This window comes from Streptomyces sp. NPDC055140 (genome assembly GCF_053607285.1).
Genome location: NZ_JBSGTG010000002.1, coordinates 254,899 through 279,400 on the forward strand (window position 1 = coordinate 254,899; position 24,502 = coordinate 279,400).

Annotated in this window: 22 protein-coding genes; 8 read left to right on the top strand and 14 right to left on the bottom strand. The window is 71.1% G+C overall.

The genetic code is table 11. The annotated features are described in order from the left end of the window. Positions 1-141: 141 nt before the first annotated feature. Complete coding sequence (locus ACWFR4_RS05035; protein ID WP_453650880.1) at positions 142-1,614, bottom strand: amino acid permease; 1,473 nt, start codon at positions 1,612-1,614, stop codon at positions 142-144. Positions 1,615-1,959: 345 nt separating this feature from the next. Between ACWFR4_RS05035 and ACWFR4_RS05040 the strand changes: the two genes are divergently transcribed. Further along, the gene (locus ACWFR4_RS05040; protein WP_453650882.1) at positions 1,960-2,700 is read left to right on the top strand and encodes a MerR family transcriptional regulator; all 741 of its coding nucleotides are present in this window, start codon (positions 1,960-1,962) and stop codon (positions 2,698-2,700) included. Positions 2,701-2,725: 25 nt separating this feature from the next. On the opposite strand, the gene ACWFR4_RS05045 is transcribed toward ACWFR4_RS05040, so the two are convergent. The 6 genes from ACWFR4_RS05045 to ACWFR4_RS05070 all read right to left on the bottom strand — a co-directional run bounded on the left by ACWFR4_RS05045 (position 2,726) and on the right by ACWFR4_RS05070 (position 10,053). Beyond that, positions 2,726-4,897: a 3-hydroxyacyl-CoA dehydrogenase NAD-binding domain-containing protein gene (locus tag ACWFR4_RS05045; protein WP_453650884.1), complete on the bottom strand. Its 2,172-nt coding sequence runs from the start codon at positions 4,895-4,897 to the stop codon at positions 2,726-2,728. 38 nt (positions 4,898-4,935) lie between these two features. After that, positions 4,936-6,150: an acetyl-CoA C-acetyltransferase gene (locus ACWFR4_RS05050; RefSeq protein ID WP_405476771.1), complete on the bottom strand. Its 1,215-nt coding sequence runs from the start codon at positions 6,148-6,150 to the stop codon at positions 4,936-4,938. A gap of 69 nt (positions 6,151-6,219) precedes the next feature. After that, on the bottom strand, positions 6,220-7,362 hold the full coding sequence (locus ACWFR4_RS05055; RefSeq protein WP_453463069.1) for an acyl-CoA dehydrogenase family protein: 1,143 nt from the start codon (positions 7,360-7,362) through the stop codon (positions 6,220-6,222). A 19-nt stretch (positions 7,363-7,381) separates the two neighbouring features. After that, complete coding sequence (locus tag ACWFR4_RS05060) at positions 7,382-8,407, bottom strand: LLM class F420-dependent oxidoreductase (protein ID WP_383080379.1); 1,026 nt, start codon at positions 8,405-8,407, stop codon at positions 7,382-7,384. Beyond that, positions 8,407-9,543, bottom strand: a complete 1,137-nt coding sequence (locus ACWFR4_RS05065) for a CaiB/BaiF CoA transferase family protein (RefSeq protein ID WP_453463054.1) — start codon at positions 9,541-9,543, stop codon at positions 8,407-8,409. The genes ACWFR4_RS05060 and ACWFR4_RS05065 overlap by 1 nt, the downstream gene beginning before the upstream one ends. Positions 9,544-9,732: 189 nt before the next feature. After that, positions 9,733-10,053 carry an MmcQ/YjbR family DNA-binding protein gene (locus ACWFR4_RS05070; RefSeq protein ID WP_453651402.1) on the bottom strand — a complete coding sequence of 107 codons (321 nt, stop codon included), beginning with the start codon at positions 10,051-10,053 and terminating at the stop codon, positions 9,733-9,735. Positions 10,054-10,264: 211 nt separating this feature from the next. Here ACWFR4_RS05070 and ACWFR4_RS05075 point away from each other — a divergent pair, with 211 nt between their 5' ends. Beyond that, complete coding sequence (locus ACWFR4_RS05075) at positions 10,265-11,467, top strand: saccharopine dehydrogenase family protein (RefSeq protein WP_453651404.1); 1,203 nt, start codon at positions 10,265-10,267, stop codon at positions 11,465-11,467. A gap of 54 nt (positions 11,468-11,521) precedes the next feature. Here ACWFR4_RS05075 and ACWFR4_RS05080 read toward each other — a convergent pair whose 3' ends face one another. Further along, positions 11,522-12,226 (bottom strand): endonuclease V, encoded by a 705-nt coding sequence (locus ACWFR4_RS05080; RefSeq protein ID WP_453463052.1) that lies wholly within the window; start codon positions 12,224-12,226, stop codon positions 11,522-11,524. Positions 12,227-12,280: 54 nt separating this feature from the next. Between ACWFR4_RS05080 and ACWFR4_RS05085 the strand changes: the two genes are divergently transcribed. After that, positions 12,281-12,580, top strand: coding sequence for a YciI family protein (locus ACWFR4_RS05085; RefSeq protein WP_453463049.1), 300 nt, complete (start codon positions 12,281-12,283; stop codon positions 12,578-12,580). 10 nt (positions 12,581-12,590) lie between these two features. Here the strand turns inward: ACWFR4_RS05085 and ACWFR4_RS05090 are convergent, their stop codons facing one another. Further along, entirely contained in the window at positions 12,591-13,682 is a 1,092-nt protein-coding gene (locus tag ACWFR4_RS05090) for a WD40/YVTN/BNR-like repeat-containing protein (protein ID WP_453463046.1), read from the bottom strand. Between the two features lie 247 nt (positions 13,683-13,929). Between ACWFR4_RS05090 and ACWFR4_RS05095 the strand changes: the two genes are divergently transcribed. Further along, positions 13,930-14,346 (top strand): SsgA family sporulation/cell division regulator, encoded by a 417-nt coding sequence (locus ACWFR4_RS05095; protein WP_453463043.1) that lies wholly within the window; start codon positions 13,930-13,932, stop codon positions 14,344-14,346. A gap of 27 nt (positions 14,347-14,373) precedes the next feature. On the opposite strand, the gene ACWFR4_RS05100 is transcribed toward ACWFR4_RS05095, so the two are convergent. Both ACWFR4_RS05100 and ACWFR4_RS05105 read right to left on the bottom strand, forming a co-directional pair. Then, on the bottom strand, positions 14,374-15,219 hold the full coding sequence (locus ACWFR4_RS05100) for an isocitrate lyase/PEP mutase family protein (RefSeq protein ID WP_453463040.1): 846 nt from the start codon (positions 15,217-15,219) through the stop codon (positions 14,374-14,376). A gap of 79 nt (positions 15,220-15,298) precedes the next feature. Next, a complete protein-coding gene (locus ACWFR4_RS05105) occupies positions 15,299-15,979 on the bottom strand; it encodes a GOLPH3/VPS74 family protein (RefSeq protein WP_453650886.1) in 681 nt (226 codons plus the stop codon). A gap of 374 nt (positions 15,980-16,353) precedes the next feature. Here ACWFR4_RS05105 and ACWFR4_RS05110 point away from each other — a divergent pair, with 374 nt between their 5' ends. From ACWFR4_RS05110 to ACWFR4_RS05120, 3 genes are all read left to right on the top strand, one after another. Then, a complete protein-coding gene (locus ACWFR4_RS05110) occupies positions 16,354-17,988 on the top strand; it encodes an ABC-F family ATP-binding cassette domain-containing protein (protein WP_453650888.1) in 1,635 nt (544 codons plus the stop codon). A 190-nt stretch (positions 17,989-18,178) separates the two neighbouring features. Continuing rightward, complete coding sequence (ddaH, locus tag ACWFR4_RS05115) at positions 18,179-18,955, top strand: dimethylargininase (RefSeq protein WP_453463033.1); 777 nt, start codon at positions 18,179-18,181, stop codon at positions 18,953-18,955. A gap of 164 nt (positions 18,956-19,119) precedes the next feature. Continuing rightward, on the top strand, positions 19,120-20,097 hold the full coding sequence (locus tag ACWFR4_RS05120; protein ID WP_453463030.1) for an acyl-ACP desaturase: 978 nt from the start codon (positions 19,120-19,122) through the stop codon (positions 20,095-20,097). Between the two features lie 73 nt (positions 20,098-20,170). On the opposite strand, the gene ACWFR4_RS05125 is transcribed toward ACWFR4_RS05120, so the two are convergent. Next, positions 20,171-20,434: a WhiB family transcriptional regulator gene (locus ACWFR4_RS05125; RefSeq protein WP_366121477.1), complete on the bottom strand. Its 264-nt coding sequence runs from the start codon at positions 20,432-20,434 to the stop codon at positions 20,171-20,173. Positions 20,435-20,539: 105 nt separating this feature from the next. Next, positions 20,540-21,331 carry a VOC family protein gene (locus tag ACWFR4_RS05130; RefSeq protein WP_453650889.1) on the bottom strand — a complete coding sequence of 264 codons (792 nt, stop codon included), beginning with the start codon at positions 21,329-21,331 and terminating at the stop codon, positions 20,540-20,542. Between the two features lie 315 nt (positions 21,332-21,646). On the opposite strand from ACWFR4_RS05130, the gene ACWFR4_RS05135 reads away from it, so the two are divergent. After that, positions 21,647-22,873: a glycoside hydrolase family 64 protein gene (locus tag ACWFR4_RS05135; RefSeq protein WP_453650891.1), complete on the top strand. Its 1,227-nt coding sequence runs from the start codon at positions 21,647-21,649 to the stop codon at positions 22,871-22,873. 12 nt (positions 22,874-22,885) lie between these two features. Here ACWFR4_RS05135 and ACWFR4_RS05140 read toward each other — a convergent pair whose 3' ends face one another. Further along, positions 22,886-24,475, bottom strand: coding sequence for a GMC family oxidoreductase (locus ACWFR4_RS05140; protein ID WP_453650893.1), 1,590 nt, complete (start codon positions 24,473-24,475; stop codon positions 22,886-22,888). Positions 24,476-24,502 lie beyond the last annotated feature (27 nt).

Consider the following 24,502-nt stretch of genomic DNA (forward strand, 5'->3'; position numbering starts at 1 on the left):
GACTCGCAACGTGCGGCGCGGTCCCCGTGGTCGTACACCGTCACCGCGATGTCCAACAGCAAGGTGGCGTCACCTCGAAGACATACGTGATCTCCGACATGACGCCACCGTAGGAGCTGCCACTGACCGTGGGGGGCGGCGTTATTCGCCGTCGGTCAACTTGGTCAGTTCCTGGGTTGCCTCGCGCCGGATGCGGCGGCGGGCGGCGAACCAGCCGGCGACGAGCAGGACCGCGATGACCGGGATCAGCATCAGGGTCTTGCGGCCCGTGTCCGGGTCGTTCCACATGAGGCCGAGCACGAGCAGCAGGAAGACGATCGTGACGATCTCGGTGACCGGGGACCAGGGCAGGCGGAACGACGGCCGCTTGATCAGGCCCTGCTTGGCCCGACGGACGAACGCCAGGTGGGCGACCATGATCATGACCCAGGTGCCGATGATGCCGATCGAGGAGACCTCGATGACGATCTCGAAGGCGTCGTGCGGGAGGAGGTAGTTGAGGCCCACTCCCAGGACGCCGACACCGGCGGTGAGCAGGATGCCGCCGTACGGCACCTGGCTGCGGTTCATGCGGGCGGTGAACTTGGGCGCGGAGCCCGACATCGCCATGGAGCGCAGGATGCGGCCCGTGGAGTAGAGGCCGGAGTTCAGGCTGGACATGGCCGCGGTGAGCACGACCAGGTTCATGATGTCGCCGATGCCGCCGATGCCCAGCTTGCTGAAGAGCGTGACGAACGGGCTCTCGTTCGACGAGTACACCGAGGACGGGAGCAGCAGCGCGAGGAGCACCACCGAGCCGCAGTAGAACAGACCGACGCGCCACATGATCGAGTTCACCGCGCGCGGGACGACCTTCTGCGGGTCGGCGGTCTCGCCCGCCGCGACACCCACCAGTTCCAGGGCCGCGTACGCGAAGACGACACCCTGCATCACGAGGATCACCGACATCGTGCCGCTCGGCATGAATCCGCCGTGGTCCGTGATCATGCTCAGGCCTGGGGTCTGGCCGTCGATCGGGTGCTGGGTGGCGATCAGGAAGACGCCCACGAACAGGAAGGCGACGAGCGTGGCCACCTTGATGATCGCGAACCAGAACTCCATCTCGCCGAAGTACTTCACCGAGATCAGGTTCACGCCGAGCACGACCGCGAGGGCGATCAGTGCGAGCACCCACTGCGGAATGGTCGTGAAGGCACTCCAGTACTGGGTGTACAGGGCGATCGCGGTGATGTCCGCAATGCCCGTCATCGACCAGTTCAGGAAGTACATCCAGCCGGCGACGTAGGCACCCTTCTCGCCGAGGAACTCGCGCGCGTACGACACGAAGGAACCGGAGGACGGCCGGTACACGACCATCTCGCCGAGGGCGCGCACGACCAGGTACGCGAAGACTCCGCAGACGAGGTACGCGACGGCGAGTGCGGGGCCCGCCGAGTGGAGGCGTCCGCCCGCTCCGAGGAACAGTCCGGTACCGATCGCGCCACCGATCGCGATCATGTTGACGTGGCGGGCCTTGAGGTCCTTGCTGTAGCCGGCGTCACCCGCGTCGGCGGGCGCCTGGGACGCATCTGTGCGGGATGCGTCCAGAGCCGTGTTGGCGGCTTCCTTGCTCACGTGGGGGGATCCCTCTGTGGTGCCCGGATCGCTCCGGGGTCCGGATGTGCTGCGGCCCGCGACATTCCTGACATGGCGCGGGCCGACTGTGCACCTTCCCCCACGAGGCGAGCGGCACGCGGTGGCGGAGATCACATAGCGGCACTTCTCACATGATGATCAGCCTCTGTACAGCGGGTCCTGCAAGGCGTATAAGCACTCGCTCATTTCCGAACGGCCCCTGAGCGTCCGCCATTTCCGCCGCGTCGCGCTTTCACAACATTGGTGTGTCAGCAATACTGTTGAACCTGCCGGGCGTGGAACCGGAGCACGGCAGGACGCGGGACCCGAGAAGCGAGGCGCAGCATGACGACGGACACCGAGGAGCCGACGCTCACGGTCGACGAACTGGCCGCGCGCGCGGGCGTCACCGTCCGAACGATCCGCTTCTACAGCACGAAGGGCCTGCTGCCGCCGCCCGTGATCGGGCCGCGCCGGGTCGGCCACTACGGCCGGGACCACCTCTCCCGGCTCGCGCTCATCGAGGAGCTCCAGCACCAGGGCATGACGCTCGCCGCGATCGAGCGGTATCTGGGGCAGCTGCCGACAGGCCTGAGCGCGCACGATCTGGCGATCCACCGCGCGCTGGTCGCGAGCTGGGCCCCGGACGCGGAGGAGGACGTCACGCGGGCCGAGCTGGAGCGCCGGGCCGGGCACGCCCTGTCCGGGGAGGATCTGGACCGGCTGTCCGCGATGGGCGCCGTCGCGTACCTGGAGGACACCGACAGTTTCCGCGTGGACCCCGGTCTGCTGCGGCTCGGGGTGGAGCTGCTCGGGGTGCCGATCGCGCACGAGACGATCCTCGCGGCGCGCACGGTCCTCATGGAGCACACGCGGGACGCCGCCCAGGAACTGACGCGGCTGTTCCGCGACGAGGTGTGGGGGCCCTACCGGGAGCGGGAGTCGAACCCCGAGGATCCCGCGCACGTGGCGGCGATGAAGTCCCTGTCGGGCCATATGCAGCCGCTGGTGGTGCAGGCCCTGGTGACCGCGTTCCAGCGGTCGCTCAACGAGCAGCTGCGGGAGGCGTTCCGCGCCGAGGGCTGAGCCCCGGCGCGGAACCCCGTGACGGTCAGGCGTCGGTAAAGGTCTCGCCCTTCTCGGCCTTCTCGACGAGCAGCGCGGTCGGCTGGAAACGCTCGCCGTAGCGCTCGGCGAGCTCGCGCGAGCGGGCCACGAATCCGGGCAGACCGCCCTCGTAGCCGTTGATGTACTGCAGGACTCCGCCGGTCCAGCCCGGGAAGCCGATGCCGAAGATGGAGCCGATGTTGGCGTCGGCGACCGAGGTCAGGACGCCCTCCTCCAGGAGGCGCACCGTGTCGAGCGCCTCGGAGAAGAGCATGCGCTCCTGCATGTCCTTGAACGGGATCTCGTGCCCGGGCTTGGTGAAGTGCTCGCGCAGGCCCGGCCACAGGCCGGCGCGCTTGCCGTCCACGTACTCGTAGAAGCCGGCGCCGCCGCTGCGTCCGGGACGGCCGAACTCCTCGACCATGCGGTCGATGACGACGTCCGAGGGGTGGCCGGCCCAGGTGCCGCCCGCCTCCTCGACGGCCCGCTTGGTCTCGTTGCGGATCTTGCGGGGCAGGGTCAGCGTCAGCTCGTCCATCAGGGACAGGACCTTGGCCGGGTAGCCGGCCTGGGCCGCGGCCTGCTCGACGGAGGCGGGCTCGATGCCCTCGGCGACCATCGCGACGCCCTCGTTGATGAAGTGCCCGATCACACGCGAGGTGAAGAACCCGCGCGAGTCGTTCACGACGATCGGCGTCTTGTTGATCTGGCGGACCAGGTCGAAGGCGCGGGCGAGCGCCTCGTCGCCGCTGCGCTCACCCTTGATGATCTCGACGAGCGGCATCTTGTCGACGGGCGAGAAGAAGTGCAGCCCGATGAAGTCGACGGGCCGCTCGACACCCTCGGCGAGCAGGGTGATCGGCAGGGTCGAGGTGTTGGAGCACAGCAGCGCGTCGGGCTCGATGACGTGCTGGATCTCCTTGAACACCTTGTGCTTGAGCGCAGGGTCCTCGAAGACGGCCTCGATCACGGCGTCGCAGCCCGCGAGGTCCTGCGGTTCGGCGGTGGGCGTGATGCGGGCGAGGAGCGCGTCCGCCTTCTCCTGCGTGGTGCGGCCGCGGGAGACGGCCTTGGCGCAGAGCTTCTCGGAGTAGCCCTTGCCCCGGGCGGCGGCGTCGGCGGTCACGTCCTTGAGGACGACCTCGATGCCCGCGCGGGCGCACGAGTAGGCGATGCCCGCGCCCATCATGCCGGCGCCGAGGACGGCGACCTTGCGGACGGTGCGCTTCTCGATGCCCTTGGGCCGGTTCGCGCCGGAGTTGACGGCCTGGAGGTCGAAGAAGAACGCCTGGATCATGTTCTTCGCGGTCTGGCCGGTGACCAGCTCGGTGAAGTAGCGCGCCTCGATGGTCATGGCCGTCTCGAAGTCGACCTGGGAGCCCTCGACGGCCGTGGCGAGGATGTTGCGCGGGGCCGGGTAGGGGGCGCCGTTCAGCTGCTTCTTGAGGTTGGCCGGGAAGGCGGGCAGGTTCGCCGCGAACTTCGGGTTGGCCGGGGTGCCGCCCGGGATGCGGTAGCCGGGCTTGTCCCAGGGCTGCTGCGACTCGGGGTTGGCGTCGATGAAGGCGCGCGCCTGGGTGAGCATCTCCTCGGGGGTGGCCGCCACTTCGTGGACGAGGCCGTTCTCCAGGGCGCGCTTCGGGGTGTACTGGGTGCCCTGGAGGAGCACCTTCAGCAGGGCGTCGGTGATGCCCATGAGACGTACGGTGCGGGTCACGCCACCGCCCGCGGGGAGCAGACCGAGCGTGACTTCCGGGAGGCCGATCTTGGAGCCGGGCGCGTCGAGGGCGATGCGGTGGTGGGAGGCGAGCGCGATCTCGTAACCACCGCCCAGGGCCGCGCCGTTGATCGCCGCGACGACGGGCTTGCCGAGCGTCTCGATGCGGCGCAGGGAGTTCTTGATGCCGGTGCCGGTCTCGAACGCCTGCTGGGCGTTCCCGGGGCCGACCTTCATCATGTCCTTCAGGTCACCGCCGGCGAAGAACGTCTTCTTCGCGGAGGTGTAGATGATGCCGCGGATCGAGTCCTTCTCGGCCTCGGCGCGGTCGGCGATCGCGGCGATGGAGTCCTTGAACGCCTGGTTCATCGTGTTCGCGGACTGGCTGGGGTCGTCGAGGACGAGCGTGACGATGCCGGTCTCGTCCTGTTCCCAGCGGATGGTGGTGCTCTCGCTCATTTTTGCTGCTCCGTAGATGCCAGTGCGGGAAAGGACGGTCAGAGACGCTCGACGATGGTGGCGATGCCCATGCCGCCGCCGACGCACAGCGTGGCGAGGCCGTAGCGCTTGTCCTGGCGCTCCAGTTCATCGATGAGGGTGCCGAGGATCATCGCGCCGGTGGCGCCGAGCGGGTGGCCGAGCGCGATGGCGCCGCCGTTGACATTGACCTTGTCGAGGGAGAGGCCCATGTCCTTGACGAAGCGCAGGACGACGGCCGCGAAGGCCTCGTTGATCTCGACGAGGTCGATGTCGTCGATGGTCAGACCGGCCTTGGCGAGGGCCTTACGGGTGGCGGGCGCGGGACCGGTGAGCATGATGGTGGGCTCGGAGCCGGAGACGGCCGCGGAGACGATCCGCGCGCGCGGGGTCAGGCCGTGGCGCTCGCCGACCTCCTTGGTGCCGATGGCGACGAGGGACGCGCCGTCGACGATGCCGGAGGAGTTGCCCGCGTGGTGGACGTGGTCGATCTTCTCGACCCAGTGGTACTTCTGCAGCGCGACGGCGTCGAAGCCGCCGAGGTCACCGATGTCCGCGAACGACGGCTTCAGCTTGGCGAGCGAGTCGGCGGTGGTGCCGGGGCGCAGGAACTCGTCGTGGTCGAGGACGGTCAGGCCGCTGCGGTCCGTGACGGGCACGACGGAGCGGGCGAAGCGGCCGTCCTTGACGGCGGCGGCCGCGCGCTCCTGCGAGAGCGCCGCGTACTCGTCGACGTCACGCCGCGAGAAGCCCTCGATGGTGGCGATCAGGTCCGCGCCGATGCCCTGCGGCACGAAGCCCGTCTCGTAGTTGGTCATCGGGTCGGCGAACCAGGCGCCGCCGTCCGAGGCCATCGGGACGCGCGACATCGACTCGACGCCGCCGGCGAGGACGAGGTCCTCCCAGCCCGAACGAACCTTCATGGCCGCCAGGTTGACCGCTTCGAGGCCCGAGGCACAGAAGCGGTTCTCCTGCACTCCGGCCACGGTGTCGGGCAGTCCGGCGGCGATGGCCGCGATCCGCGCGATGTCGGAGCCCTGGTCGCCGACCGGGCCGACGACGCCGAGCACGATGTCGTCGATGGCGGCGGGGTCGAGGTCCGGGAAGCGCCGCCGGACCTCATGGATCAGTCCGACGACCAGGTCGATCGGCTTGGTGCCGTGCAGGGCGCCGTTCGCCTTGCCGCGTCCGCGCGGGGTGCGGATCGCGTCGTACACGTACGCTTCGGTGCTCACTCGCTTGCCTTTCAATGAGGGTGGGCCGGGCGATGAGGGTGTCGGCCGGGCCGGGAGGTCGGTGGGGAGTCAGCCGAGCAGGGAGCGCCCGATGATCTCCTTCATGATCTCGGTCGTACCGCCGTAGATCGTCTGGATGCGTCCGTCGGTGAAGGCCTTGGCGACGCGGTACTCCGTCATGTAGCCGTAGCCGCCGTGGAGCTGGAGGCAGCGGTCCGCCACGCGCTTCTGGAGCTCGGTCGCCCACCACTTGGCCATCGAGGCGTGCACCGCGTCGAGTTCGCCGTTCGAATGGTCGACGATGCAGCGGTCCAGGAAGGTCCGGGTGACGGCGCACTCGGTGGCCATCTCGGCTATCTCGAACCTGATGTGCTGGAGCTTGGCGAGCGGCCGGCCGAAGGCCTCGCGCTCCTTGACGTAGGTCGTGGTGATCTCCAGGAGGTGCTCCGCGGCGGCGATCCCGGCGACGGCGATGCCCATGCGCTCCTGCGCGAGGTTCGTCATCAGGTGGACGAAGGCGCCGTTGAGCTCGCCGAGGACATTCTCCTTCGGGACGCGTACGTCGTTGAAGAAGAGCTCGGCCGTGTCCTGGGACTTCTGGCCGATCTTGTCGAGGTTGCGGCCGCGCTCGAAGCCCTCCATGCCGCGCTCGACGACCAGGAGGGTCAGGCCGCGGGCTCCGCCGTCGGGCGTCGTCTTCGCGACGACGATCACGAGGTCGGCGAGGATCCCGTTCGAGATGAACGTCTTGGAGCCGTTGAGCACCCAGTGGTCGCCACGGTCCTCGGCCGAGGTGCGGATGCCCTGGAGGTCCGATCCGGCGCCCGGCTCGGTCATCGCGATGGCGGTGATCAGCGAGCCGTCGCAGAACCCTGGCAGCCAGCGGCGCTTCTGCTCGTCCGTGGCGAGAGACGTCAGATACGGCCCGATGATGTCGTTGTGGAGACCGATCGCGAGGCCGGCGGCTCCCGCGCGCGTGAACTCCTCGGCGATGACGGCGCTGTAGCGGAAGTCGGCGTTCCCGCCGCCCCCGTACTCCTCGGGCACGGCGAGCCCGAGCAGTCCCTGGCGTCCGGCCGCGAGCCAGGCCTCGCGCGAGACGATGCCGTCCTTCTCCCACTGCTCGTAGTGCGGGGTGACCTCCTTGGCGAGGAAGGTGCGCACGGTCTCGCGGAACGCGTCGTGCTCCTCGGTGAAGATCTGCCGTTGCATTGCCATCGTGGTGCCCTTCCTACAGCCAGTTCTTGACGGTCTCGACCAGCCGGGCGGGCTCGGGGCCGACCGGGATGACGTTCAGCATGGTGACGCCCGCGGCGCGGAAGGCCTCGACACGCTCACGTACGTAGCTCTCGGGCCCGCACAGGCTCATGAGCTCGCAGAACTCGTCCGGAACGGCGGCCTCCGCCTCCTTCTTCTTCCCGGAGAGGTAGAGCTCCTGGATGAGCTTGGCCTCCTTCTCGTAGCCGTAGGCCACGGCGAGGTCGTTGTAGAAGTTCTTGCCGACCGCGCCCATGCCGCCCACGTACAGGGCGATGTTGGGGCGGGCGAGATCGCGGGCAGCCGCCGCGTCCTCGCCTATCGCGAGCAGACCGCCCGCGACGACCTGGAGCGGCCCGAGCTCCGGGGCACGCTTGGCGGCGCCCTCGGCGAGCGGGGTGCCCCACACCTGGTGGGCCTTCTCCGGGATGAAGAGGGTGGGCAGCCAGCCGTCGGCGATCTCGGCCGTCATCCGGACGTTGGCCGGGCCCAACGACGCGACGTACAGCGGGACTTCGGGGCGCACGGGCCTGGAGAGGATCTTCAGGGGCTTGCCGAGCCTGCCGCCCTTCTCCGGGGGCAGCGGCATGTCCGTGATGCCGTGGTGGTCGATGACCTCGCGGCGCAGGATGCGCCGGGTCAGCTCGATGGTCTCGCGGGTACGGCCGAGGGGCTTGTCGTACGCCTTCCCGTGCCAGCCCTCGACGACCTGCGGGCCCGACGCGCCCAGGCCGATGATGGCGCGGCCGCCGGAGACGGCGTCGAGTCCGGCGGCGGTCTGGGCGATGAGGGCGGGGGTGCGCGAGTAGACGTTGAGGATCGCGGCGCCGATCTTCATGCGCTCGGTGCGGGCGGCGAGATAGCCCATGATCGTCGGCGAGTCGAAGCCGTAGGCCTCCGCGACCCAGACGGCGTCGAGGCCCGCCGACTCGAGCGCAGCGGCGTCGTCGGCCGCCTGCCGGGGGTCGGCTGCGTAGGCGAGGGGTGCGGACAGCTCCATCAGTTCTCTTCCTTCGTCAGGCTCGGTACGTCCCAGTCGCGGGCCACGCCGGCGGTGTCGGCGCCCGGCTGGGCGGGGCCGCTGCGGACGGCGGTGGGGGTCGCGGAGAAGCGGGGTGCGGGGGCGGGCTGGGTGATGCCGCCGTGGTCGGTGAAGGTGCCGCGCGCGGCCAGGTGGGGGTGGCCGGGCGCCTCGCGCAGGGACAGGACCGGCGCCACGCACGCGTCGGACCCCTCGAACACGGCCGTCCACTCCTCTCGGGTACGGGTCTTGAAGCGGGCGGCGACGGCGTCGCGCAGCTCGCCCCAGCGGGCGAGGTCCTTGCGGGCGGGCGCCGTGCCCCCGATGCCGAGGAGCGCGATGAACTCGTCGTAGAACTGCTGCTCAAGAGCGCCGACCGCCATGTATTGGCCGTCGGAGGTCTCGTACGTCCCGTAGAACGGACAGCCGCCGTCGAGGAGGTTGCTGCCGCGCCGGTCCTGCCAGCCGCCGGCCGCGAGCATGCCGTGGATCATCGCGGCGAGGTGCGAGGCGCCGTCGACGATCGCGGCGTCCACGACCTGGCCCGCGCCGGTGTCACGCGCGTGGTGGAGGGCGGCGAGGATGCCGACGACGAGGTAGAGCGAGCCGCCAGCGAAGTCGCCGACGAGGTTCGCGGGGACGGTCGGCGGCTCGTCCGGCTTGCCGATCATGCCGAGGGTGCCGGTGAGGGCGATGTACGCGATGTCGTGCCCGGCGCGCTGCGCGAGGGGGCCGTCCTGGCCCCAGCCGGTCATGCGTCCGTAGACGAGGCGCGGGTTGCGGGCCCGGCAGGCGTCAGGGCCGACGCCCAGGCGCTCGGCGACCCCGGGACGGTAGCCCTCGATGAGGACGTCCGCCTTGGCGACGAGGTCGAGGACGCGCGCAGGGCCGTCGTCCGCCTTGAGGTCGATGATCACGGAGCGTTTGTTGCGGTTGGTGATGTCGTACTCGGGGTCGATCGCGAGCCCGGCGCCACCGGGGCGGTCCACGCGCACGACATCGGCGCCCAGGTCGGCGAGGAGCATCGCGGCGAACGGGCCCGGGCCGATGCCCGCCAGTTCCACCACGCGCACCCCGGCGAGCGGGCCGCTGTTCGCCATCCCTGCCACTGCCATCGAGCCCCCAGCACTGTGACACAACTGATGTAACACCAGCGATGCTAAGAACGTGTTCCACTCAGCACAACCCCTGGAGAGCAAGCGCTTAGTAATTTACGACGCGCTGCGGTGGTGCTGCCAGGAGACACGTATGGATTCGGCGGCACAGGCCTGGGACGGCATGCCATTACCTCCCGGGGGCGGCGCTCACCGCGCGTCCAGTTCGGCGACGAGCTTCTTCGTGGCCACCGTCCGATAGCTCTCCTCCACCCAGTCGAAGATCAGCTCCGCGCCCGGGGCGCCCTTCACGTCCAGGGGGATCCGCACCCAGCCCGCCTTGCCCAGGCCGTATCCGGCGGGCTCGGCACCCGGTGTCGTGAGCGCGTGCGCGTGGGCCTCCTCGTCCCTGAGCTTGACCGTGAGCCCCATCGGATAGCTGCCGTCGTCGACGCCGAGGAACACGAACACCTTCTTGTTCACCTTCGCGACCGTCTCGCCCCACGGGAAGTCCTCCGTGGCACCCGGCATCCCGAGTGCGAACTCCCGTACGCGCGCCCACGTCTTGAGCGCCCGCTGCGACGGCTTCTTCGGCTCGGCCACGACGACCTCCCGCTCCAGGCGGGGCCCCTGAACCTCCGCTCACCCCTCACGCTAGCCTCGGCCACCGACAACGGCGCGGGGCGCAGGACTGAGGGGTGTCATGACCAGGCAGGACAGCGGGCACGGCGAGGATCGGGACATGCGGGACAGGCCCGGCAGAGCCGACAGGACAGGCCGCGAGTACGACATCGTGCTCTTCGGGGCGACCGGCTTCGCCGGCGCGCTCACCGCCGAGTATCTGGCGGCGCACGCGCCCGAGGGGCTGCGGTGGGCCGTCGCGGGGCGCGACATGGGGAAGCTGGAGCGGCTGCGCGAACGCCTCACCACGATCGACCCCGCGTGCGCCGTGCTGCCGCTGGTCCGCGCCGACGTCGCCGACCCGGCGTCCCTGCGCGCCCTCGCGGCACGCACGCGCGTGGTGGCCACGACCGTCGGCCCGTACGTCACCTACGGCCAGGACCTCGTGGCTGCGTGCGCCGAGGAGGGCACCGACTACACGGACCTGTGCGGCGAGCCCGAGTTCGTCGACGTCACGTACGTCCGGCACGACGCCCGCGCGCGGGAGACCGGTGCGCGCCTCGTCCACGCGTGCGGCTTCGACTCGATCCCGCACGACCTGGGCGTGCGCTTCACGGTGGAGCAGCTCCCCGAGGGCGTGCCGCTGCGCATCGACGGGTTCGTGCGGTCGAACGCGACGTTCTCGGGCGGCACGTTCGCGTCGGCGTTGACGCAGTTCTCGCGGGGCCGGCAGATGCTGGCCGCGCAGCAGGACCGGCGGCGGCACCAGCCGCGCCTCGTCGGCCGCAAGGCGTACGCGCCGACGGGCGCGCCGCGCTACGCCAAGGAGGTCGACGCGTGGGCGCTGCCGCTCCCGACGATCGACCCGCAGGTCGTGCAGCGCTCCGCGCGGGCGCTGGAGCGCTACGGTCCCGACTTCCGCTACCGGCACTACGCGGCGGTGCGGCACCTGCCCGTCGCGTTCGGCGGCGTCGCGGCTACGGGCGCGCTGTTCGCCGCCGCCCAACTGCCGCCCGCGCGCAGGTGGTTGTCGGGACGGCTCAAGCCGGGTGACGGGCCGGACGAGGCGCGGCGCGCGGCAAGCTGGTTCTCGGTGCGCTTCGTCGGCGAGGGCGGCGGCCGCCGCGTGTACACGGAGGTCTCGGGCGGGGACCCCGGCTACGACGAGACGGCGAAGATGCTCGGCGAGTCCGCGATGTGCCTGGCCCTCGACGACCTGCCCGAGACTGCGGGCCAGGTCACCACGGCCGTCGCGATGGGCGACGCCCTGACGACCCGACTGCGGGATGCGGGGATCAGGTTCCGGGTGGCGGCTACGCGGTAGGGGGCTACGCGCGCGGGGACACGCCTCGGGCTTCGCCGAGGACGCGGCAGATGGCTACGCGCGCGTGGCGTTCTCCTGGGCCTCCGCCAGCGCTCGCCTGCACAGCGCATCCGCTCTGCGGGTCGTTTCGGGCTGGCGGTAGTTCGGCGTGAGGCTCAGGGTGTGGGCGCACGCGGTGTCGAGGCTCGTGCGGTGGCCGACGGAGACGTAGACGGGTTTGACGCCGTCGCGGGTGCGCAGGGCCCGGCCGACCTCCTCGTCGCCGTCCAGCAGGGGCGCCGTGCTGCCGCGCGGTGCCGCCGGCTCCTCGTGCGTGAAGGTGAACGGGTTCTTCGCGACGCCGATCGTGGGCAGCCCCGTCAGGACGCCGAGGTGGCTGGCGAGGCCGAAGCGGCGCGGGTGGGCCAGCCCGTACCCGTCGCAGACGACAAGCCCGGGGCGGGAGTTGAGGGCCTCCAGGGCGGCGACGACGGTCGGGATCTCCCGGAAGGCCAGCAGGCCCGGCACGTACGGGAAGGAGATCCGGCCGACGGCGGTGGACTCCTCGACTACGTCGAGGGTCGCCGCGTCGAGCACGACGGCCGCCGCGGCGACGAGGTCGCGCTCGTCGTCGTAGGCCACGTCGACACCGGTGACGAATCCGGTGCCGGGCGGGGGCCCCGGCTCGTCGAGGACGACGCGGGCGCGCAGCTCGTCCTGGACCGCGCGGGCGGAGCGCTCGTCGGTGGGCCAGTCGGCGAGGATCTGTTGGTGGCTCATGGTGGCGACCACCATAGGGCGCGGCGCCGGCGGGCCACGGGTAGCCTGGCGATCATGTTTGTACTTGAGCTGACCTACACGGCCCCGGTCGAGCGCGTCGACGCGCTTCACGAAGCGCACATCGCCTGGCTCGACGAGCAGTACGAAGCCGGTGTCTTCATCGCTTCCGGCCGCAAGAACCCGCGCGACGGCGGGATCATCCTCGCCGTCGGGGACGACCGCGCGCAGATCGAGAAGATCACGGCGGCCGACCCCTTCGTCACCGGCGATGTGTGCGCGTACCGCGTCACGGAGTTCATCGCGAGGAAGACGGCACCCGAACTGGAGCGCTTCCGGCAGCAGTTGGCCGGCTAGTCAGCCCCGGTCAGGGTTCGAGCCGGGCGATGCGTCCCTTCTCGCCCGAGGCCCAGCAGGCGCCGTCGTGGGTGCAGTCCGCCGTGTCGTACGAGCCCGTGTCGACGGTGCGCCAGGTGCGGCCCGCGTCGAGCGTGAGGTCGGTCCCCGTCGGGCCGACCGCGAGGGCGCTCGAGCGGCTGTGGGGGAGCCAGGTGACGCCCGAGCGGTAGGCGGGGACGGGTGCGGCGGACGCCGTCCAGGTGCGGCCGCCGTCGCGCGTCGTGGCCGAGGCCCGGGGGGACGCCTGATCCGCGCGGTAGTCACCGCCGACCGCGAGGCCGTGCGTGCGGTCGCGGAACGCGAGGCCGAAGACGCCGCGCGCCGGGTCGCCCGCCGGGATCGGGGCGTCGGTCGCCCGCCAGGTCAGGCCACGGTCCGACGAGTGCAGCACGCGCGCGCGTGCGGCCCCGCCCGTGGCCAGCCACACGTCACGCGGACCGGAGCTGACCAGGCACTGGCCGCTCGCCGCGAACCCGGCCTCGCCCTCCTGCGCCGCGGGCATGCCGTCGCTGGGCAGGACGTCCCAGGAGCGTCCTCCGTCGCGCGTGGACAGGATCCGGTACTTACCGTCGACGGGGTCGCTCATCGCGAGGCCGTGGCGCGCGTCGAAGAACGTCAGGCAGTCGTAGAACGCCTTCGGGTCGGGGTTGCGGAAGGACTCGGTCCAGGTGGCCCCGCCGTCGTCCGTGCGGAACACCCGCGAGGCGTCGCCCTCACCGATCGCGAGGACCACCGCGCGCCGGCTGTCGAAGGCCTCGATGTCACGGAACTCCAGCTCGTCCGCGCCGGGCGGCGACACGTTACGCCAGTGGGCACCGCCGTCCGAGGTGCGGAGCACCGTGCCCTTGGTCCCGGCCACCCAGGCCACGTCGCGGCTCACCGCGGCAAGTCCCCGGAACCGCGCATCCGTGCCGGCGTCCTTCAGCTCCCAGTGCGGCGTCCCGTGCGGCGTCGCCTGTGTGTGCCCCTCATCGGCCTGCGCCGGACCCGCCGGAGCGAACGCGAGGGCGAGTGCCGCCCCGGCCAGCCCCATGGACACCATGCGTCTCGACTTCCCCATGCCCCTCATGGCGGGCGAAGCTAGCCCACTCCCCCGGCCCCGTCCAGATGGCCCGCGGAACCGGAACGACGCAGACCGGTGACAGAGGTCACTCACCTTTCCTCGGCCGTTCGGTGCACGGATTCCCTCGTTCCGCCGTCTCTTCAAGTGGCGGGGAGTCCTACCCGCCGTCCGACATGCCGTCCGACTCGCCGTCCGAGCTGTTGCCCGAACCGCCGTCCGTTCAGCCGTCACAAGGGAGCAGGCGTTGTCCACCGTCATCGAGCAAGCCGTAGAGGCCCGTCTCGTCGCCGCCGCGCCGCGGATGTCGACCATTCCCGCGACGTTGCGCTACGACATGCGGGACCCCTTCGCCGTGCGCATGTCGTTCCCCGCGCCGGCCACCCTCGAGGACGTCGACGTGAGCTGGACGTTCGCCCGCGAGCTGCTCTCGGCCGGGGTGCTGGAGCCGGCCGGTTCGGGCGACGTCCGGGTACGGCCGTACGGATTCGACCGCACGGTCCTGGAGTTCCACGCCCACGAGGGCACGGCGATCGTGCACATCCGGACGGGCGAGCTGCGCCGCTTCCTCAGCAGCACGGCGGCGATGGTGCCGGTGGGCGACGAGCATCTGCACGTGGACCTGGACGGCGATCTCGCGGAACTGATGCGGGACGCGTACTGACCACCCGACCAGCCCGGCCCCCCGGGCTCAACTCCCGTTGCTGAGCAGGATGTTGAGCTCACCGTATTCGAGCCCGCCGGCCAGGCTCCCGTACGTTCCCTCGGTGAGCAGTTCCCGGGCCGCCCTGCGGACGAGGGCATGCGCGGCCTGCGCGATGCCCGCGCCGACGCTGATCCGGGCGACACCGAGCGCGGCGAACTCGGCCACGGACGGCGCCCCGGGCCACGCCATCACGTTGAGCGGCCCCTCGACACCGGCGACGAGCGCCTTCACGGTCACCGGGTCGACGGCCCCGGGCACGAAGATCCCGTCCGCTCCCGCCGCGAGGTAGCCCGCGGCCCGCTCCAGCGTCGCCGCGAGCCGCTCCTCCGGCTCCCCCACACCCATCAGATACGTGTCGATACGGGCGTTCACGAACAGCGCCACACCCTCCGAATCCGCTGCCGCACGGGCCACCGCGATCCGCTCCGCCTGCGCCTGCACGGGCCGCAGCGGGGCGCTCCCGCCGTGCCAGGCGTCCTCGAGGTTGACGCCGACCGCTCCGGCGTCGAGGACGGCGCGCACGGTGACGGCCACGTCCTGGGCCGCGTCGGCGTAGCCGCTCTCGATGTCGGCGGTCACCGGCACGTCCACGGCGGCGGCGATCCGCGCGACGGCGTCGAGTGCCTCGTCCCTGCCGAGGCGGTCCCCGTCCGCCGCGCCGAGGTCCCAGGACAGTCCGGCGCTGGTGGTGGCGACAGCGGCGGCTCCGGCGTCCTCGACGATGCGGGCACTCGCGACGTCCCAGGCATTGGGCAGGACGAGCGGGCGGCCTGCGACGTGCCGCGAGCGGAAAGCCAAAGCCTGGTCATTCAGGTGCGTACGGTTCGTCATGCCGTAGAGCCAACCATCCGGCCCCCGCGCGCGCTGGCGAAAATCCGACACGTACGCGTGACACCCGCTCAGCCCCTCTTCAGCCCCCGCCCGCCGAGGCCCGCGCCGCCTCCGCCGCCTTGACGGCCGCGGCGAGCGCGGCACGGATGTCGCCCAGGCTCTGCCGCAGTTCGGGGGACATGCCGCCGGCGCGTGTGGCGAGCTGGTCGAGGCGGTCCTGGTGCGTGCGCCGGGTCTTGCCGGGGATCAGCCGGCGCAGCTTGCCCGTGGCGGCGAGCACCGCGAGGACGGCATCGTCCTCGTCCACCCGGCCGACCGGCTCGGCCCCCTCCAGCGCGCCGAGGACCTCGGCCCGCAGCACCTCGACGTATCCGGCGCGCTCCAGGCCGTAGCGGGTCACGGGAAAGAGTCCGAAGACGCGTTTGCGCTCGGCCGACAGATAGCCCTCGGAGGCGAGTTGGCGGCGCACGGTGTCGAGGGTGGCGCCGGAGCGGTAGCCGATCCAGGTGCGCCATGAGCGCGGCCTCGACTCCTCTGCGAGTTCCATCAGTTCGTCGAGGACCGGGTCGCCGGTACGCGCGTCGAAGACCGGGGTGACGACCCCGTCCACGTCGCTGATGATGCGGCGCCGGGCCAGTTCGACGAGCGCGGCGGCGCGGACGGCGAGGGCGAGGTCCGGGGCGCCGGAGACCCTGCCTTTCTCCGTGTCGAAGCCCAGCAGGAAGAGCCGGGCGGGCAGCGAGAGCGAGCCGTGGGGCACGGGGGCCTCCTCCAGGAGCGGGACATGGGTGGGGCCATGGGGGTGGAGCCGTGGGAGCGAGGGGTTCACAATAATTCGTTGACGGCCCAGGGCAGCCTTCCTACGGTGTACAGCGTTCCCGTTGATCCTGTTGTCGTCGATCGGAGTAGGACGTTGCTCTTCTGAGGTTCTGAGACACCGCGTCACGCGGCGCACCCCACCGGTGCCCCACGTGTCCTGCGTGTGCGACCTCGGATGATCGAGCCGTCCTCCTGCCGGAATCCGGCGCGGGACCGTCCTTCGCGCCCCATGCGCTCTCGTTGCTTCCGGCTGTCGTCGCCCGCGGTGTCCCGACGCGTTGCCCACCGTTCCCACCGAGCGACCGCGAGGCCCGTATGTCTACCTCCCCCACGTCCGTCACCTGCACCTCCCTCACCTACGCCTGGCCCGACGGCACACGGGTCTTCGACGGCCTCCAGGCCGCGTTCGGCCCCGGCCGGACCGGGCTCATCGGCCTCAACGGCGCAGGAAAATCAACGCTGTTGAAGCTCATCGCCGGAGAACTCGCTCCGGCCGACGGCACGGTGAAGGTGTCGGGCGAGATCGGCTACCTGCCGCAGAGCGTCACCCTCGAAACCTCCCTCCGCGTGGACGAGGCCCTCGGCATCGCACGTGCCCGGGCCGCGCTGCACGCCATCGAGGCGGGCGACGTACGCGACGAGCACTTCACCGCGGTCGGCGACGACTGGGACGTCGAGGAGCGCGCCGTCGCGACCCTGGACGGGCTCGGCCTGGGCCACATCGGTCTCGATCGCACCGTCGGCGAGCTCTCGGGAGGCGAGTCCGTACTGATCCGCCTCGCCGCCCTGCTCCTGCGCCGCCCCGACGTCCTGCTGCTCGACGAGCCGACGAACAACCTCGACCTGACCGCACGCAGGCGCCTGTACGCGGCCGTCGAGGCGTGGCCGGGCGTCATGGTCGTGGTCAGCCACGACCGTGAACTCCTCGAACGGGTCGACCAGATCGCCGATCTGCGCCCGGACGGCCTCGTCCGCTACGGCGGAAACCTCTCCGCGCACGAGGAGGCGCTCGCGACCGAACAGGAGGCGGCGGAGCGCATGGTGCGGGTCGCCGACGCCGACCTGAAGAAGCAGAAGCGCGAACTGGCGGACGCCCAGGTCAAGTTGTCCCGGCGCAAGCGCTACGGACAGAAGATGTGGGACACCAAGCGCGAGCCCAAGGCGATCATGGCCCAGCGTAAACGGCAGGCCCAGGTCTCCGCGGGCAAGCACCGCCAACTGCACGAGGGCCGGCTCGCCGAGGCGAAGGAGCGGCTCGACGAGGCGGTGGACGCCGTGCGCGACGACGACGAGATCCGCGTCGATCTGCCGCACACGGCGGTGCCGCCCGGCCGTTCCGTCTTCACGCTGAGTCAGCTGCGGATGGCCTACGGGGCGTATGTGAAGGGCGAGTTCGAGGTGCGCGGCCCTGAGCGGATCGCGCTCGTGGGGCGCAACGGTTCGGGCAAGACGACACTCCTGCGCACGATCGCCGGTGACCTCGGTCCCGTTGCGGGCGAGGCGGTGGCGCATGTCCCGCTGCGCTTCCTGCCGCAGCGGCTCGACGTGCTCGACGAGGGCCTGACCGTCGCCGAGAACGTGGCGCGGTTCGCTCCTGGGGCGACGAACAACCGCGTCAGAGCGCGTCTCGCCCACTTCCTGTTCAAGGGGGCGCGGGCCGACCAGTCGGCGGCGACACTCTCGGGCGGCGAACGGTTCAGGGCTACCCTCGCCGCGCTGATGCTCGCCGAGCCGGCACCCCAACTGCTGATGCTCGACGAGCCGACGAACAACCTCGACCTGGCGAGCGTCCGGCAGCTGACCACGGCCCTGGAGTCCTACGAGGGCGCGCTGCTCGTGGCGAGCCACGACCTGCCGTTCCTGAAGTCCATCGGGGTCACGCGGACGCTGCTCATGGAGGGGGGCCGGCTCCGGGACATCACGAAGGGGGAGGTCGGATACGGCGGATAGCCGCGCCGGGGGCTGGCGGCGGGGCGGGACCGGGTGCGGGCAGGGGATTCCGTCGCCGGGGCCGGGATGTGCATGATGTCCGCGCCGGACCCTTGCGCACCCGGCCCCGCCCGAAGTGCTCGCCCAAGTCCGCCCACGAGCCGTCCAAGCACCCGTGGAACCGCCGCCCAAGCCCCGAGGAGTGCCGCCCGTGCCCAGCCAGAAGGCCTTGATCCGCCGCCCGGGACCCCGCCTCGCGGACGGGCTCGTCACGCATGTCGAGCGCACGCCCGTCGATCCGGAGCGGGCGCTCACGCAGTGGGAGGCCTACGTCGCGGCGCTGCGGGAGCACGGCTGGGAGACGGCGGAGGTCGAGGCCGCCGACGAGTGCCCCGACGCGGTCTTCGTCGAGGACGCGGTGGTCATGTACCGCAACGTCGCACTGGTCACCCGGCCCGGCGCCGCGTCCCGGCGCGGGGAGACGGCGGGCGTCGAGGAGGCCGTGGCCCGGCTCGGCTGCTCCGTCAACCGGGTGCGGGAGCCGGGCACCCTCGACGGCGGCGACGTCCTCAAGGTCGGCGACACGATCTACGTCGGACGCGGCGGGCGCACGAACGCCGACGGCGTGCGGCAGCTGCGGGCCGTGTTCGAGCCACTCGGCGCGCGGATCGTCGCCGTACCGGTCAGCAAGGTGCTGCATCTGAAGTCGGCGGTGACGGCTCTGCCCGACGGCACGGTCGTCGGGCACGAGCCGATGGTGGACGTGCCGTCCCTCTTCCCGCGCTTCCTTCCCGTCCCGGAGGAGGCCGGCGCGCATGTGGTGCTCCTGGGCGGCGGGAAGCTCCTGATGGCGGCGAGCGCGCCGAGGACTGCGGAGCTTTATTCGGACCTCGGTCTGGAGCCGGTTCTGGTGGACATCGGCGAGTTCGAAAAACTCGAGGGCTGTGTGACGTGCCTCTCAGTCAGGCTCCGAGAGCTGCACTCCTGAGGCGCAATGAAGCCATAGAGGGAGCTGAGACCGGAGGGGCCAGTTCCGGGCGGCCCTTTACAGAGGGTTTAACCTACGGCAACGTAACCTACGACACCGTAGGTACAACCGCTCGTGCCTGCGATTCGACTCCTCGCACTACTCCCGTCCCCCCTGGAGCCCTCGTGACCATCACCTCTCCCCACCTCGGCAGCTCGTCCTCCACCTGGACCGACGCCCAGCTGCTGTACGCGCTGGAGGAAGTGGTCGAGAAGGAACTGAACCGGCACCTCGGGGTGGCCAAGGACTGGATGCCGCACGAGTACGTGCCGTGGGCCGACGCCCGTAACTTCCCCGGTTTCTTCGAGGACGGCGAGGCCTGGGCGAAGGACCAGTCCAAGGTCACCGAGATCGGCCGGATCGCGCTCGTCGTCAACCTGCTGACCGAGGACAACCTCCCCAGCTACCACCACGAGATCGCCTCCCTCTTCGGCCGTGACGGCGCCTGGGGCACCTGGGTGCACCGCTGGACCGCCGAGGAGGGCCGCCACGGCATCGTGATGCGCGACTACCTGCTGGCCTCGCGCGCGGTCGACCCGGACCAGCTCGAGCAGTTCCGCATGGCGCACATGGCCGAGGGCTTCGAGTCCGACAACCGGCACTCGATGCTGCACTCGGTCGCGTACGTCGCCTTCCAGGAGCTCGCGACCCGCGTCTCGCACCGCAACACCGGCCACCAGTCGGGCGACCCGGTCTGCGACCGCATGCTGGCGCGCATCGCCACCGACGAGAACCTGCACATGGTCTTCTACCGGAACCTGCTCGGCGCGGCCTTCGAGCTCGCCCCCGACCTCACGATGCAGGCCGTGCGCGACGTCGTCGTCAACTTCCGGATGCCCGGCCACGGCATGCCCGGCTTCGAGCGCGCCGCCGCCCAGATGGCCATCGGCGAGATCTACAACATGCGCATCCACCACGACGACGTGATCCAGCCCGTGCTGCGCTTCCTGAAGGTCCTGGACATCGACGGGCTCGGCCCGGAGGGTCTCAAGGCCCAGGAGGAGCTCGGTCTGTACATGGGCGGCCTGGACAGCGAGGCCGCGAAGTTCGACGAGAAGCTGGCGGCCCGCAAGGCCCGCATGGCGGCCCGCGCCGCCGGCTGACCCGCCCCCCGTCACGCAAGCACGCCCCGGGCCACGCGCCCGGGGCGTGCCGCGTCACGGGCGTGTGGCCCGCTCAGCCGCGGCGCAGCTGGAGGCGCTCCTTCTCGGAGAGGCCGCCCCAGACGCCGAAGCGTTCGTCGTTGTCGAGCGCGTACTCCAGGCAGGCGGAGCGCATCTCGCACCGGCCGCAGATGCTCTTCGCCTCGCGCACGGAGCTGCCGGGCTCGGGAAAGAAGAAGTCGGCGCCCGTCTGGGCGCACAGCGCCGCGTCCTGCCATGAGGGGACGGGGGCCACGGGAGCGCTCGTCACGGGGCGCAGCGTGTGGTTCGAGTACATGCCGCCGATCGTGCCGCGTGGCGAAAAACAGACGATCAACGACTGATCAACGCGGCGCGCCGGGCGGATCGTGACCTGTGGCCGCCCGGCGCGGCCCGACCCGGCTCAGGTCTGGTCCGGGTCTCCCTTGATCACCGCGAAGCGGGCGCCCTGCGGGTCGGTCAGCTTGGCGATGCGGCCGACGCCGGGCAGGCTCGTGGGCGCGAGGCGCACCATACCGCGGAGCTCCCGCGTCCGGGCGGCGATCGCGTCGACGTCCGGCACATGGAAGTACGGCGACCAGTGCGCCCCGATGTCGGACTCCGACGGGTCGTCGCCCAGCGTGACCATGCCGCCGAACATGTCGTCCGCGCTCGTGCCGGCCGGGTTCACCGTCACATACGTGCCGCCGGGGAACGACACGTCGAACGTGCCCCAGCCGAGCACCGAGCCGTAGAAGTCCTTCGCCGCGGCGACGTTCGGGGTGTACAGCTCGATCCAGTTGAGCGAGCCGTCGTCCGTGGCGAGATCCAGGCCCTTGTTCCGCCCTGGCTGCCAGAGGCCGAACGTCGCCCCCGCGGGATCGGCGATGACGGCCATGCGACCCAGGTCCAGCACGTCCATGGTCTGGAACGGCGCGGATCCGCCGGCCCGCTCGGCGGCCTTCACCGTCGCCTCCGCGTCCGGCGTCTGGAAATAGACGGTCCAGGACGGCGGGGCCTGGTCGGGCGTGACCTGCACACCGCCGGCGACGCTCCTGCCGTCCAGCTGGAACAGGCCGTAGCCACCGACCTCGGGGCCGCCCGACTGGAACTGCCAGCCGAAGAGTCCGCTGTAGAAGGAAACGGCGGCGTCGAGATCCGGGGTTCCGAGATCCAGCCAGTTCGGCGAGCCGTCGACGAAACGGGTGGTGAGCATGGTGCCCTCCTCGTTGAGGGTGCCCCCCTCGCAGGGGTCCCGCTGTCTGCCTCACCGAGTCTGGCACCGCGCACTGACAATGGCCGTTCCAAACGCCGCCGCGCCCCGGACGGCCACCTGGCCAACGCCGGGCCACCGCGCAGCCATCGCCCCGGTCACCGCCCACCCATCGCGTCACCCATTGCGCCAGCCACCGCGTCAGCTACCGCCAAGAGTTGAACGGTCCACAGAAATGGGAGCGCTCCCCGTCACAAGTCTTGACCCGTCGCACCGCACTCGCAACAGTAGGGCTCCCCCACACATCAGGAGTCCTCCGTGATATCGCGCAGACTGTTCCTGACCGGCGCCGCCACGGCCGCCACCGCACTCACCTACCCGGCCTGGGGCAGTGCCCTCAGCCCGGACGCCAAGGCAGCCCCCGCCACCTGCGAACTCGCCCTGCAGAACAAGTCGTTGCCCGGCACCGTGCGCGCCTACGTCACGGGCCACGAGCAGGGCACCGACCGCTGGGTGCTGCTCAAGCCCGACGGCGGGGTCTACCACCCCGACTCACCGGCCGCCCCGCAGACCCCGCTGCCCGTCGACTGCGCCATCCCCCTGGGGTCCGCGGGTTCGGCGCCGAAGGTCTTGACGCTCCCTCAGATGTACGGCGCCCGCGTCTACTTCGTACGCGACAACACGCTCGACTTCTTCCTCAACCCGGGCCCCTCGCTCGTCGAGCCGGCCTTCGCGACCTCCGCCGACGCGAACTACGGGAAGACCTGGTCGTTCTGCGAATTCACCTTCAACTCCGACCAGTTGTACGCGAACATCAGCTACGTCGACCTGGTGACCGCCCTGCCCATCGGCCTGACCCTGGAGGGCGACGCCACGCACACCGTCGCGCCGCTCCCGGACGGCGCCGTGGAGAGGATCGCCGCGGATCTCGCGGCCCAGACCGCCAAGGACGGGCAGCCCTGGGACAAGCTCGTCATCCGTGGCGGCGACGGCAAGGTCCTGCGCGTCATCTCGCCGCAGAACCTGATGGCCCCGTACTTCGACCGCCCCGACCAGATGCCGTTCAGGGACGTCTGGGACAGCTATGTCGACCAGGTCTGGGAGAAGTACCGCTCGACCGACCTGAAGATCGACCTCCAGGGCGGCCGGGGCGTGTTCACCGGTCGCGTCAGCGGCGACACCCTCACCTTCAACGGCGGGCACAGCTTCCCCAAGCCCGCCTCGAAGGACATCTTCACCTGCAACCACGGCCCGTTCACCAACAACCCCGGCGACCCCGACGACAAGAAGGGCCTCCTCGCCCGTCTCGCCGCCGGGTTCAACCGCAGCATCATGCTGACCCACCCCGAGCAGCCGAACGGCACCACGACGGCCGACTACTACCAGGGCGACGTCACCAACCACTGGTCGCGGGTCGTGCACGCCAACTCGCCCATCGGGTACGCCTTCCCGTACGACGACGTGCGTCCCGACGGGCAGCCGGACGTGTCCGGCGCGGCGCACGACGGGAACCCGCGGCGCTTCACCGTCAGCGTCGGATCGTAGGTCCCGGGCGGCTCATGCCCCGGCGTCCTCGCGGATGAGCTCTGCCGCCTTCTCCGCGAGGGCGACGGTCGGGGCGTGGGTGTGGCCGCGGGTGATGCGCGGCATCACCGACGCGTCGACGACGCGCAGGGCCTCGACGCCCCTGACCCGCAGGCGCGGGTCCGTCACCGAGCCCTCGTCGGCGCCCATACGGCACGTGCCGACGGGGTGGTAGAGCGTCTCGGCGCCCGCGCGGATCACCTGCGCCAGCTCCTCGTCGCCGACGGCCCCCGGGTACGGCCCGAGGGGCCCGTCGGTGTACGGGGCGAGGGACTTGGCCGCGAGGAGCTCCTCGGCGCGGCGCACTCCGGCCATCAGCGTGCGCAGGTCCTCGTCGCGGGCGAGATAGCCGGGGTCGATCAGCGGCCGCGCCGAGGGGTCCGCCCCGCCCGCGGTGATGCGGCCCTCGCTCGCGGGCTGGAGAAGGACGACGCCGATCGTGATGCCGTGCTCGACGGGCGGGGTGAGCCCGTGATTGACGAACGGCACGGGCGCGTAGATCAACTCGATGTCGGGGGCGGCCAGTTCGGAGCGTGTCTTGATGAAGGCGACCGCCTCTCCGACGTTCGACGTGAGCGGTCCGCGCCCGGCCAGGAGGAAGCGGCCGACATTGGCGAGGGAGTCCGCGCCGGTGAGGGTGATGGGCCGGGGGCAGCGCATCGTGACGGCGAAGGAGAGATGGTCCTGGAGGTGGCGGCCCACGTCGGGAGACGCGACGCGGACGTCGATCCCGGCCTCGGCGAGCTGTTCGGGGTCACCGACGCCCGCCTGCTGGAGCAGCTGCGGTGAACCGATCGCGCCCGCGCTGAGGATCACCTCGCGGCGGGCGCGCAGGATGCCGGGGACTCCTTCCGCGACGACGCCGGCCACGCGGGTGCCGTCGAAGTCGAGGCGCGTGACCCGGGCGTCGGTGTGGATGTGCAGGTTGGGCCTGCGCGCGGCAGGTTTCAGATAGCCGTCGGCCGCGCTCCACCGTCGGCCGCGGCGCTGGTTGAGCGGGGTGAGCGCGAAGCCGCCGTGGTCCTCGTGGTTCAGCTCCGCCAGCTCGCGCAGACCGGCGGCGCGGCAGGCGTCGAGGAAGGCGGACGTCGTCACGTTCGGGTCGCGCGGCGGGGAGATCCACAGCGGGCCCTGGGTGCCGTGCGGGGAGTCGGCGCGCCGGGTGCCCGCCCAGCGTTCGGCGCGCTGGAAGTAGCGCGCGAGCTGCTCGTAAGACCACTCCTCGCCGGCCGCCTCGCCCCACGCGTCGTAGTCGTCGCGGTGGCCGCGCACCCACATCATGGCGTTCATCGAGGAGGAGCCGCCGAGTGTGTGGCCGCGCGGCCAGTACAGCTCGCGGCCGTCGAGCGCGGACTGCTTGGACGTCGAGTAGTCCCAGTCGTACGGCGTCCTGAACAGCTTCGGGAACGCCGCCGGGATGCGGATCTCGGGTTTGCGGTCGCGCGGGCCCGACTCGACGAGCGCGACGCGCACGGCCGGATCCTCCGACAGCCGCGCGGCCAGCACACAGCCGGCCGACCCGGCCCCGACGATGACGTAGTCGTACTCGCTGTCCTTGCTCAACTTGACTCCCCGGATGGGTGGTTGGGG